We start from the raw sequence: 11,538 nt of genomic DNA on the forward strand, positions 1-11,538 counted from the left end.
CCGGCAAGGACGCCCGGCCCCCGATCGAGGGGCCGGGCGTCCTTGTGCGTTCCGGCGGCCCCGGACGGCGGACATGAACATGCGACGAAGTGTCATATGGGGTGATATGAGGCATTGAGCTACTCAAGAACCCTAGGAGGCACTCCATGCGCGGAGCCACACAGGCCAGGTGGGCCGCATGCGCCGTGGCCGTCGCTCTGACGGCGACGGCCTGCGGCGGCGGGGACGACGGCGGTGACAGCGGCGGTGGCGCCGACGGGATCGTGAGCTCCTCCTGGGGCGACCCGCAGAACCCGCTGGAGCCCGCGAACACCAATGAGGTGCAGGGCGGCAAGGTTCTGGACATGGTCTTCCGCGGGCTCGTTCGCTACGACCCGAAGACCGGTGAGGCGAAGAACGAGATCGCCGAGAAGATCGAGTCCGAGGACTCGCAGAACTTCACGATCACCATCAAGGACAACTGGACCTTCAGCAACGGCGAGAAGGTCACCGCGAAGTCGTTCGTGGACGCCTGGAACTACGGCGCCGCGCTGAAGAACAACCAGAAGAACGCGTACTTCTTCACCTACATCGACGGCTACGACAAGGCCCACCCCGAGTCGGGCAAGGCCACTGCGGACACGCTCTCCGGCCTGAAGGTGGTCGACGACACGACCTTCACGGTCAAGCTGTCGCAGAAGTTCTCGCTCTGGCCCGACACCCTCGGCTACGCGGCCTTCGTGCCGCTTCCCGAGACCTTCTACTCGGACCACGACGCCTGGCTGTCCAAGCCGGTCGGCAACGGTCCGTACACCATCGACGAGTACGCCAAGGGCTCCTCGATGAACCTGCGCAGGTGGGACGACTACCCCGGCACGGACAAGGCACAGAACGGCGGCATCGACCTCAAGGTCTACACCGACAACAACACCGCCTACACCGACCTGACGGCCGGCAACCTCGACCTGGTGGACGACGTGCCCGCCTCGCAGCTCAAGAACGTCGAGGGGGACCTGGGCGACCGGTACATCAACAGCGCGGCCGGCATCATCCAGACGCTCGCCTTCCCGTTCTTCGTGGAGGCGTGGGACACCCCCGACGCGGTCAAGGTCCGCCAGGGGCTGTCGATGGCGATCAACCGCGAGCAGATCACCGACCAGATCTTCCAGAAGACCCGCACGCCCGCCTCCGACTGGACCTCCCCGGTCCTCGGCGCGGAGGGCGGCTTCAAGGAGGGCCTCTGCGGCTCCCCGTGCGAGTACGACAAGGCGCAGGCCAAGAAGCTGATCGACGAGGGCGGCGGCATCCCCGGCGGTCAGCTCAAGATCTCGTACAACGCGGACACCGGCTCCCACAAGGAGTGGGTCGACGCCGTCTGCAACAGCATCAACAGCGTCATGGGCGACAACAAGGCCTGCGTCGGTAGCCCGGTCGGCACCTTCGCCGACTTCCGCAACCAGGTCTCCACCCAGAAGCTGACCGGCGCCTGGCGTGCGGGCTGGCAGATGGACTACCCGCTGATCCAGAACTTCCTCCAGCCGCTGTACTACACCAACGCCTCGTCCAACGACGGGAAGTGGAGCAACGAGGAGTTCGACGACCTGGTCAACAAGGCCAACGCCGAGACCGACAAGGCCACCGCCGTCAGCACCTTCCAGGACGCGGAGAAGGTCCTCGCCGACCAGATGCCCGTCATCCCTCTCTGGTACCAGAACGGAAGCGCCGGTTACTCGGACCGCGTCGAGAACGTCGCGCTGAACGTCTTCAGCGTCCCGGTGTACGACCAGATCAAGGTCAAGTGACCCGCTGAGGCCGGGTGGCCGGTGCGGCGTACCCGCACCGGCCACCCGGCTTTCCGGTCCCGGAGGGGACCCACGCCGTTCGCCCGTTCGCCCCGACCCCCGGAGCCCTTCATGGGACGTTATGTGATCCGGCGGCTGCTGCAGATGATCCCCGTCTTCTTCGGCACCACGCTGCTGATCTTCCTCATGGTGAACGTGATGGGTGACCCCATCGCGGGCCTCTGCGGCGACCGCCAGTGCGACCCCGCGACCGCCGCCCAGCTGCGCGCCGAATTCGGCCTCGACAAGCCCGTCTGGCAGCAGTACCTGACCTACATGGGCAACATCTTCACCGGCGACTTCGGCACCGCGTTCAACGGGCAGGAGGTCACCGAGCTGATGGCCACCGCCTTCCCGATCACCATCAGGCTCACCGTCATCGCGATCGTGTTCGAGATCGTCATCGGCATCAGCCTCGGCGTCGTCACCGGACTCCACCGGGGGCGGCCCGTGGACACCGGGGTGCTGATCCTGACCCTGATCGTCATCGCCGTACCGACGTTCGTCACCGGTCTCCTGCTCCAGCTCCTCCTCGGGGTGGAGTGGGGCATCATCAAACCGTCCGTGTCCCCAGAGGCACCGGTCGACGAGCTCATCGTCCCCGGGCTCGTGCTGGCCTCCGTGTCGCTGGCCTACGTCACCCGGCTCACCCGGACCTCGATCGCCGAGAACGCCCGCGCCGACTACGTACGCACCGCCGTGGCCAAGGGGCTTCCCCGGCGCCGGGTGGTCGTACGGCACCTGCTGCGCAACTCCCTCATCCCCGTCATCACCTTCATCGGTACGGACGTGGGCGCCCTGATGGGCGGGGCGATCGTCACCGAGCGGATCTTCAACATCCACGGAGTCGGCTACCAGCTCTACCAGGGCATCCTCCGGCAGAACTCCCAGACCGTCGTCGGGTTCGTCACCGTCCTGGTCCTCGTCTTCCTGGCGGCGAACCTGATCGTCGACCTCCTGTACGCCGTACTCGACCCGAGGATCCGCTATGCCTGAGCAGCAGCCGTGGGACGAAGCGACGGGGAGCGGGGCGATCTCGGGGGCCGGGGCGGGCGGCGCCATGGACCTCGCCGTGGACGAGGGCACCACCCTGGAGAAGACACCCGGCGGCCCCGAGGGCACCGGCCCGGCCGGCAAGCCGCGCAGCCTGTGGTCCGACGCCTGGCGCGACCTGCGCCGCAACCCGGTCTTCATCATCTCCGGGCTGATCATCCTCTTCCTGGTGATCATCTCGATCTGGCCGTCGCTGATCACGGACCAGGACCCGCTCGACTGCGACCTGGCCAAGGCCCAGGAGGGCTCCCAGCCCGGCCATCCCTTCGGCTTCGACGGACAGGGCTGCGACGTCTACACCCGCACCGTCTACGGGGCGCGGACCTCGGTCACCGTCGGCGTCTGCTCCACGCTCGGTGTCTCCCTGCTCGGCGGGATCCTGGGCGGCCTGGCCGGCTTCTACGGGGGCAAGTGGGACGCGGTCCTCTCCCGCATCACGGACGTCTTCTTCGGCATCCCGGTCGTCCTCGGCGGTCTGGTCTTCCTGTCCGTGGTCACCAGCTCCACGGTCTGGCCGGTGATCGGCTTCATCGTGCTCCTCGGCTGGCCCCAGATCGCCCGCATCGCACGCGGCTCCGTCATCACCGCCAAACAGAACGACTACGTGCAGGCGGCCCGGGCACTGGGCGCCTCCAACACCCGGATGATGCTGCGCCACATCGCGCCGAACGCCATCGCCCCCGTCATCGTCGTCGCGACGATCGCCCTCGGTACGTACATCTCGCTGGAGGCGACCCTCTCGTACCTCGGGGTCGGCCTGAAGCCGCCGGCAGTCTCCTGGGGCATCGACATCTCCGCCGCCTCCCAGTACGTCCGCAACGCACCGCACATGCTGCTCTGGCCCGCAGGGGCGCTCGCGATCACGGTGCTCGCCTTCATCATGCTCGGCGACGCGGTGCGCGACGCCCTCGACCCCAAGCTGCGCTGAGGAGCCCGCTGCCATGTTGCTCGAAGTGCGTGATCTGCACGTGGAGTTCCACACCCGCGACGGGGTGGCCAAGGCCGTCAACGGGGTCAACTACTCGGTGGCCGAGGGCGAGACCCTCGCCGTCCTCGGCGAGTCCGGCTCGGGCAAGTCGGTCACAGCCCAGGCGATCATGGGCATCCTCGACATGCCGCCCGGAAGGATCAGCGGGGGCGAGATCCTCTTCAAGGACCGCGACCTGCTGAAGCTCAAGGCCGAGGAGCGGCGCAAGATCCGCGGCCAGGAGATGGCCATGATCTTCCAGGACGCGCTCTCCTCGCTGAACCCGGTGCTGAGCGTGGGGCAGCAGCTGAGCGAGATGTTCGTCGTGCACCGCGGGATGTCCCGCAAGGACGCCAAGGCCCGGTCCGTCGAACTGATGGACCGCGTGCGCATCCCGGCCGCCAAGGAGCGGGTCGGGAACTTCCCGCACCAGTTCTCCGGCGGTATGCGCCAGCGCATCATGATCGCCATGGCCATGGCGCTGGAGCCCTCGCTGATCATCGCCGACGAGCCGACCACCGCCCTCGACGTGACGGTCCAGGCCCAGGTGATGGAACTGCTCGCGGAGCTGCAGAGCGAGCTCAACATGGGTCTGATCCTGATCACGCACGACCTCGGCGTGGTCGCCGACGTCGCCGACAAGATCGCCGTGATGTACGCGGGCCGGATCGTCGAGACCTCTCCCGTCCACGACATCTACCGGGCGCCCGCCCACCCGTACACCAAGGGCCTCCTCCGCTCGATCCCGCGCCTGGACCAGAAGGGCCAGGACCTCTACGCGATCAAGGGCCTGCCGCCCAACCTGCTGCACATCCCGCCCGGCTGCGCCTTCCACCCCCGCTGCCCGATGGCCCAGGCCGTGTGCCGTACGGACGTACCGCCGCTGTACACCGTGGACGAGAACCGCCGGAGTGCCTGCCACTTCTGGAAGGAGACGCTCGATGCCCACTGAGGACCCGAGCCGTCAGGACGTCACACCCGGGGGCTCCACCCTGGTCTCCGAGGTGCGCGAGAGCGTCCCCGCGCGGCCGTACGCCGAGGGCGACCCGATCCTGGAGGTGCGCGGGCTGGTCAAGCACTACCCGCTGACCCGGGGCATCCTCTTCAAGAAGCAGATCGGCGCCGTCAAGGCCGTCGACGGGGTCGACTTCGACCTGGCGGCCGGCGAGACGCTCGGGATCGTGGGCGAGTCCGGCTGCGGCAAGTCGACCGTCGCCAAGATGCTGGTGCACCTGGAGCCGCCCACCGGGGGCTCCATCCGGTACAAGGGCGAGGACGTCACCAAGATGTCGGGCCGTGCGCTGAAGGCCGTGCGCCGCAACATCCAGATGGTGTTCCAGGACCCGTACACCTCGCTGAACCCGCGCATGACGGTCGGCGACATCATCGGGGAGCCGTACGAGATCCACCCCGAGGTGGCGCCCAAGGGGAGCCGGCGCCAGAAGGTGCAGGACCTGCTCGACGTCGTGGGCCTGAACCCGGAGTACATCAACCGGTACCCGCACCAGTTCTCCGGCGGCCAGCGCCAGCGCATCGGCATCGCCCGCGGCCTCGCGCTCAACCCCGAGATCATCGTGGCCGACGAACCGGTCTCCGCGCTCGACGTGTCGGTGCAGGCCCAGGTGGTCAACCTGCTGGACCGGCTGCAGTCGGAGTTCAACCTGAGCTTCCTCTTCATCGCCCACGACCTGTCGATCGTCCGGCACATCTCCGACCGGGTCGGCGTCATGTACCTCGGCCGGATCGTCGAGATCGGCACGGACGAGGAGATCTACGACCACCCCACGCACCCGTACACGCAGGCGCTGTTGTCCGCCGTCCCCGTGCCGGACCCGACGGCCCGCGACTACCGCGAGCGGATCATCCTGCACGGCGACGTCCCGTCCCCGGCGAACATCCCGTCCGGCTGCCGCTTCCGCACGCGCTGCTGGAAGGCGCAGGAGCGGTGCGAGCTGGAGGTGCCGCTGCTGGCCGTACCCGCCGTCTTCCGGGACACGGACACACCGGCCAGGCACGACTCGGCCTGCCACTTCGCCGAGGAGAAGCGGGTGGTGCCGCCCGAGGGGGTGCTGGAGACACCCGAGCCGCAGGACGCGCCGCGGCCCCCGGACACGCTGCGGCCCCCGGACGTCCCGCCGTCCCTGCGTAAGCGCGAATCGGGGGAGAAAGAAGGATAAAGGGGCATCATGTTCGTTAACGTGCAGGCAACTTGGCTGTCGCCGCTCCGATATACGAACGCCCCATCATGATGAGCGTACGGCCGTGCGGGTGCCGTGAACCGGCCGGGGCGTTCATCACGTCGCCCCGGCCGGTTTCCCGTTCCCCTTCGGCCCCTGGGCCTCTTGTCCATCGGCACGGGGCGGTGGAGTATCGCTGGCGTGATACTCACACGGGGGGCCGGAATCACCGGAACGGTGCTGTGCGCCGTGCTCGGAGCCATCGTCGCGGGCTGGATCGTGCGCGACTTCCGGGCGGTCGGTGAGCCGCTGGAGCTGCTGCGCTTCTGGGCCGGCTTCGGCGACGCACGGCCGGGGGCGCTGCCCGCGACCTCGCAGGGCGACCCCGTGCTGCTCGTCGTCTACGTCCTCGCCGTCTTCGCCGCGCCGCGTTCCCGGGTGGCCGCGTCCGCGCTGGTGGCCGTCGGGGTGGTCACGCTCGCCCTCCGGCTGCCCAGCCTCTGGACGATCGGCGCCTCCTGGCGGGACGGCCAGTACACCGACGAGCTGCGCACCCGCGCGCTGATCGGCGCCTTCGTGACCCTGGCCGCCGCACTCGCGCTGATCGTCACCGGTGGTGCGGGCCGCAGACAGCCCGTGGACGCCGGGGAGCGGCGGCCCACCAGGCCCGGGCGGGGGGCCTCGGTCGTCGCCTTCCTGCTGCTCGGTGCCTCGGGAGCCGTCCTGATCGCCTGGGAGATCCGCCAGTTCGTCACGCTCCCCTCCGCCTTCTACCCCGAGTGGTTCACCGGCGGGGGAATCGTCCGGTCGGGGCTGACCGACGCGCCGCCGGGCTGGAGCAGCGCGGCGCTCGCGTTGCTGTGCCTGGTGGTGGCGTTCACCGCGCTCTTCCGCGCCGTCCACGCCCGGCCCATCGGCATGATCGCCGCCGGATTCGTGCTGGTCGCCGGAGGACTCGGGATCGCCCGTGCCGTCCACCACGGCATGCTCGACGGCTTCGGAGTCCTGGAGACCGAGCCGCAGCTCGTCGTGCTCACCTCCTTCTTCCTGGCCTTCGCGGGGGCGGCCGTGCTCCTCGCACTGTCCCGCCAGGGTGTGGAGGACGCCGACGGACAGGGGCAGGGGTACGGCGACCACGGCTACGGCTACCCGCCGGCCGGCGGATACGGCTACCCTCCGGCCGATACGCCCCCGTACGGCCACCCGCCCGCCAACCAGCCCGGCTACGGCTATCCGCAGCCGGGCCCGCCGGGGCAGTTCGGGCCCCCGCCGCCCTCGTCCCCGCCGCCGGGGTGGTGACGGCGCGGGTGCGCGTACCGGGGCACGCGAGCCCGGCGTGATCCGAACGGGAGGTCCTACGCCCGCGGCAGCCCCAGCGACCGCCTGAGGAAGTCCACCTGGAGCAGCAGCAGATTCTCCGCGACCTGCTCCTGCGGGGTCATGTGCGTCACCCCGCTCAGCGGCAGCACCTCGTGCGGCCGCCCCGCGGACAGCAGCGCGGACGACAGCCGCAGCGCGTGGGCGACGACCACGTTGTCGTCGGCGAGGCCGTGGACGATCAGCATCGGCCGCACCTGGTCGGCGGGCCTCGACAACCCCTCGTCCGTCACCAGGGCGTTGTACGCGTACACCTCGGGCTGCGCCGCCGGGTCGCCGAGGTAGCGCTCCGTGTAGTGGGTGTCGTACAGCCGCCAGTCGGTCACCGGGGCGCCCACGACGGCCGCGTGGAAGACGTCGGGGCGCCGCAGCACCGCGAGTGCCGAGAGGTAGCCGCCGTACGACCAGCCGCGCATCGCCACCTTCGACAGATCCAGCGGGAAGCGCTCGGCCAGCGCGTGCAGGGCGTCCACCTGGTCGTCGAGGGTCAGGGCGAAGTCGTCCCTGATCGCCTTCTCCCAGCCGGGCGAACGACCGGGCGCGCCCCGGCCGTCGGCGACGACCACGGCGAACCCCTGGTCGGCGAACCACTGCGAGGTCAGATGCGGATTGTGGGCTGCGACGACCCGGCGGCCGTGCGGGCCGCCGTACGGATCCATCAGGACCGGAAGCGGACCATCTGATTCCATATAGCCCGTGGGGAGCAGCACGGCGCACGGAATTCGCCGTGCGCCCCCCTCGGTCAGTTGCACCCGCGCCGTCAGCACCGGCTCCTGGGCGAGGTTCGCCACGGTGGCGATCCGCTTGCCGTCCCGCAGGACCCGCACGGCCGCTCCGGGATGCTCCAAGGAGGCCGAGACCAGCACCGTCACGCCGCCCGCGCGTACCGCGGAGTGCACCCCGGGGCCCTCGGAAACCCGCTCCACGCCCAGCTCGTTGACCCGGTAGACATGGCTCTGGCCGGTCTCCGGGTCCGCCGCCTTCTCGCCTGCCGTGGCCGACACCAGGATGTCCGACTCGCCGATGTCCAGGACCGACTGGACGTGCAACTGGGCCCCGGTCAGCGGCCGGTCACCGACCGAGAGCACGCGTGCGCCGCCCTCGTCGGCGATCCGCACCAGCCGCCCGTCCGGCGCCCACGCGGGCACTCCGGCGAAAAGATCGAGCCAGATCTCGTCCTCGTCGACATGTACCGTGCGGGTCGCGCCGCTCTCCGTGTCGACGGCGAGATGCAGCTGACTGCGCTGGTCGCGGGCCTGCACGAGGAGCAGCGGGGCGCCGTGCGAGGACCAGTGCACCCGGGCCAGATACGGGAAGCGGGCCCGGTCCCAGACGACCTCCGTACGCCCGCCGTCCAGGTCCGTCACGAAGAGCCGCACCTCGGCGTTGGCCGTTCCCGCGGCCGGATAGCCCACCTCGGCCGGCTTGCTGCCCGGGTTCGCGGGATCGGCGATCCACCACCGCTGTACGGCGCTGTCGTCGACGCGGGCGACCAGCAGGCGGTCCGACTCCGGCGACCACCAGAAACCGCGGTAGCGGCTCATCTCCTCCGCCGCCACGAACTCGGCGATTCCGTACGAGGTGTGCGGGTCCTCCGGCTCGGCGACCGGGCGGTCCCCGTCGCCCTCCGCGCCCACCACCCGCAGGGCGCCCCGCGTGACATAGGCGACGTGCCGCCCGTCGGGGGAGGGGCGCGGGTCGATCACCGGGCCCGGCACCGGCAGGGCCCGCGCGGTGCCGACCGCCAACTCGGCCACGTACGCCTTGCCGGAGAGCGCGAACGCGGCCAACTCCACGGCGTCGTCGACGGCGTAGCCCACGATGCCGGCCGAACCGTCCCGGACCCGCTCGCGCCGGGCCCGCTCCTGAGGCGACAGCCTCTCCGCCGAACCGCCCAGCAGGGCCTCGGGATCGGCCACCACCCGCTCCTCGCCCGTGCCGGTGTCCAGCACCCGGAGCCGGTTCGTCCGGTCGGTGCCGGAGCCGGACCGGAGGAAGACCACCCGCGTCCCATCCGGTGAGACGGTGAAGGCGCGGGGTGCGCCGAGAGTGAACCGCTGGGTCCGGGCGTGCTGGCGGGGAAAAGACAGCTTCTGCGAGGTCATGGCACTGAACCTAGCCCGCGGGCGCCCGTCCGTGCGCCCCTCGTGCTGCTGTGCCCCGACCAATGCGTTGGCACGGATAGTTATGATCCGTAGCGCTCGGTGGGTATGAACCTGCTGGCTCCATGTGTGCTGCCCGTCCCGACCGTACTGATGGAGGTGAACCGCCGTGGCACTCTCGATTTCGGCGGTGGTGCTGCTGGCGATCGTCGTCTTCCTACTGATCCGGAAATCCGGACTCAAGGGCGGACACGCGGTGGTCTGCATGCTGCTCGGCTTCTACATGGCGAGCTCGTCGATCGCCCCGACCATCTCGGAGGTGACGTCGAACGTGGCAGGCATGATCGGGGGCATCAAGTTCTGACCGGCGCACCGGGCGCCCGGACGGGCTCGGATGCCCGGACGGGTGCGGGGCGCGTCAGAACGCCCCTGCGGCGCCCGGACGCCGCCCCTTCCGTGGGGCAGTCGGCCCGCACGGTGCACGGCTCGTAGGCTGGTCCCATGAAGGACCTTCCCGCCCGCCGTCTGCTGCTGGTGCACGCGCACCCCGACGACGAGTCGATCAACAACGGCGCCACCATGGCCAGGTACGCGGCCGAGGGCGCCCACGTCACCCTGGTGACGTGCACACTCGGCGAAGAGGGCGAGGTCATCCCACCGGACCTGGCACACCTCGCCGCGGACCGGGACGACACCCTGGGCACCCATCGCGTCGGTGAACTCGCCGCCGCGATGCGGGAGCTCGGGGTGACCGATCACCGCTTCCTGGGCGGCCCAGGCCGGTACCGCGACTCCGGGATGATGGGCACCGAGCAGAACCACCGGCCCGGCGCCTTCTGGGACGCCGACCCGGACGAGGCCGCAGGGCATCTCGTGGAGGTGATCCGGTCGGTGCGCCCCCAGGTCCTGGTCACGTACGACCCCGACGGCGGTTACGGCCACCCGGACCACATCCAGGCGCACCGCGTCGCGATGCGCGCGGCCGAGCTGGCCGCCGATCCCGCGTACGGCGACGGCTCCGCCACCCCGTACGCGATTGCGAAGATCTACTGGAACCGGGTGCCCCGCTCCGTCGTCGAGCAGGCCTTCGCCCGGCTCCGGGACACGGCCCCGGACGCCTTCCCGGGCATCGCCGCCATCGACGACGTACCCGGTGTGGTGGACGACGCCAGGATCACCGCGGAGATCGACGGCGCGGCGTACGCGGCGGCGAAGACCGCCGCGATGCGGGCGCACGCCACCCAGATCGCCGTGGACGGCCCGTTCTTCGCTCTTTCGAACGACCTGGGGCAGCCCGTCCTCACCACCGAGTACTACGAACTGGTGCGGGGATCCGCGGGCGGGGACGATGGACCCCGGGAGCACGACCTCTTCGCGGGCGGGCCGGACACGGCGGGCGCACCGGGAGCGCGGACATGAGCAGCAGGCAGAGACAGCGCGCCTCTTCGCGGGCGCCGCGCACCAACGCCCCGCCCAGAAGCCCGGCACCCACCGGCCTCGCCGCACCACCGAACCCCCGGCGCATCGCCGCGTACCTCGGCCTCGCCGTGCTGGGAGCCGCCGTCGCGATCGCGGGCACGCTGGTCCAAGACGCCCTGTTCCCGGGCGGGTTGCTGCTCGCGCTCGCCGCGTCGGGCGGGCTGTTCCTCGGGGGCCGGCTGCTCACCGGGACCCAGCTCGGCGCGCTGGCACCGGCGGTGGGCTGGTTCATCGCCGTCATCGTCCTGCTGAGCGGGCGGCCCGAGGGCGACTACGTCTTCGGCGACGAGATCGGGCTGACCCTCTTCATGCTCGGAGGGATGGCCGTCGCTGTGATGTGTGCCACCATGTCGCGGCTGTCCAATTCGGCCACCGACACCGGTCGACCTGGCGCGTGATGTGCTATGTCCCCTCCCGGATTGCCCGCCGGGGGAGGGGTGGGTGCATCCTTGTCCTCCGCGGCTGCGCAGAGTCGCGCGGCTGCGGCCAGTATGGTGGTGCGCGCGCCGAGCCGTCCCCTGGCCTGCGGCATGGGGGAAGTACGGGCGGCGGAGCCAATCGGG

The 11,538-nt window shown here is 70.3% G+C and carries 10 protein-coding genes; 9 read left to right on the plus strand and 1 reads right to left on the minus strand.

Annotation, left to right across the window (positions count from 1 at the left end):
- The first annotated feature begins 146 nt into the window (after positions 1–146).
- The 6 genes from OG524_RS23950 (at position 147) to OG524_RS23975 (ending at position 7,316) form a co-directional block, all read left to right on the plus strand.
- Positions 147–1,781: an ABC transporter substrate-binding protein gene (locus OG524_RS23950; RefSeq protein WP_405388804.1), complete on the plus strand. Its 1,635-nt coding sequence runs from the start codon at positions 147–149 to the stop codon at positions 1,779–1,781.
- 111 nt (positions 1,782–1,892) lie between these two features.
- Positions 1,893–2,816, plus strand: a complete 924-nt coding sequence (locus OG524_RS23955; RefSeq protein ID WP_405388802.1) for an ABC transporter permease — start codon at positions 1,893–1,895, stop codon at positions 2,814–2,816.
- Entirely contained in the window at positions 2,809–3,801 is a 993-nt protein-coding gene (locus OG524_RS23960; RefSeq protein ID WP_405388801.1) for an ABC transporter permease, read from the plus strand. Before OG524_RS23955 ends, OG524_RS23960 begins: the two co-directional genes overlap by 8 nt.
- Before the next feature lie 13 nt (positions 3,802–3,814).
- Positions 3,815–4,792 (plus strand): ABC transporter ATP-binding protein, encoded by a 978-nt coding sequence (locus OG524_RS23965; protein ID WP_405388800.1) that lies wholly within the window; start codon positions 3,815–3,817, stop codon positions 4,790–4,792.
- The gene (locus OG524_RS23970) at positions 4,782–6,017 is read left to right on the plus strand and encodes an ABC transporter ATP-binding protein (protein WP_405388799.1); all 1,236 of its coding nucleotides are present in this window, start codon (positions 4,782–4,784) and stop codon (positions 6,015–6,017) included. The genes OG524_RS23965 and OG524_RS23970 overlap by 11 nt, the downstream gene beginning before the upstream one ends.
- A 201-nt stretch (positions 6,018–6,218) precedes the next feature.
- Positions 6,219–7,316 (plus strand): hypothetical protein, encoded by a 1,098-nt coding sequence (locus tag OG524_RS23975; protein WP_405388798.1) that lies wholly within the window; start codon positions 6,219–6,221, stop codon positions 7,314–7,316.
- 56 nt (positions 7,317–7,372) lie between these two features.
- On the opposite strand, the gene OG524_RS23980 is transcribed toward OG524_RS23975, so the two are convergent.
- A complete protein-coding gene (locus tag OG524_RS23980) occupies positions 7,373–9,499 on the minus strand; it encodes an alpha/beta fold hydrolase (RefSeq protein WP_405388797.1) in 2,127 nt (708 codons plus the stop codon).
- Between the two features lie 166 nt (positions 9,500–9,665).
- Between OG524_RS23980 and OG524_RS23985 the strand changes: the two genes are divergently transcribed.
- The 3 genes from OG524_RS23985 (at position 9,666) to OG524_RS23995 (ending at position 11,373) form a co-directional block, all read left to right on the plus strand.
- On the plus strand, positions 9,666–9,860 hold the full coding sequence (locus OG524_RS23985) for a DUF2304 family protein (protein ID WP_056793925.1): 195 nt from the start codon (positions 9,666–9,668) through the stop codon (positions 9,858–9,860).
- A gap of 137 nt (positions 9,861–9,997) precedes the next feature.
- Positions 9,998–10,915 (plus strand): N-acetyl-1-D-myo-inositol-2-amino-2-deoxy-alpha-D-glucopyranoside deacetylase, encoded by a 918-nt coding sequence (mshB, locus tag OG524_RS23990; RefSeq protein ID WP_405811657.1) that lies wholly within the window; start codon positions 9,998–10,000, stop codon positions 10,913–10,915.
- A complete protein-coding gene (locus tag OG524_RS23995) occupies positions 10,912–11,373 on the plus strand; it encodes a DUF6113 family protein (protein ID WP_405811658.1) in 462 nt (153 codons plus the stop codon). The genes mshB and OG524_RS23995 overlap by 4 nt, the downstream gene beginning before the upstream one ends.
- The last annotated feature ends 165 nt before the right edge of the window (positions 11,374–11,538 follow it).

Origin of the sequence: Streptomyces sp. NBC_01520 (assembly GCF_045040375.1) — a bacterium.
Lineage (GTDB): Bacteria > Actinomycetota > Actinomycetes > Streptomycetales > Streptomycetaceae > Streptomyces.

Excerpts from the sequence above, each read along its gene's own strand:
- OG524_RS23950 (WP_405388804.1), top strand. The coding sequence starts at position 147 with ATGCGCGGAGCCACACAGGCCAGGTGGGCCGCATGCGCCGTGGCCGTC.
- OG524_RS23955 (WP_405388802.1), top strand. The coding sequence starts at position 1,893 with ATGGGACGTTATGTGATCCGGCGGCTGCTGCAGATGATCCCCGTCTTC.
- OG524_RS23960 (WP_405388801.1), top strand. The coding sequence starts at position 2,809 with ATGCCTGAGCAGCAGCCGTGGGACGAAGCGACGGGGAGCGGGGCGATC.
- OG524_RS23965 (WP_405388800.1), top strand. The coding sequence starts at position 3,815 with ATGTTGCTCGAAGTGCGTGATCTGCACGTGGAGTTCCACACCCGCGAC.
- OG524_RS23970 (WP_405388799.1), top strand. The coding sequence starts at position 4,782 with ATGCCCACTGAGGACCCGAGCCGTCAGGACGTCACACCCGGGGGCTCC.
- OG524_RS23980 (WP_405388797.1), bottom strand. The coding sequence starts at position 9,499 with ATGACCTCGCAGAAGCTGTCTTTTCCCCGCCAGCACGCCCGGACCCAG.
- mshB (WP_405811657.1), top strand. The coding sequence starts at position 9,998 with ATGAAGGACCTTCCCGCCCGCCGTCTGCTGCTGGTGCACGCGCACCCC.
- OG524_RS23995 (WP_405811658.1), top strand. The coding sequence starts at position 10,912 with ATGAGCAGCAGGCAGAGACAGCGCGCCTCTTCGCGGGCGCCGCGCACC.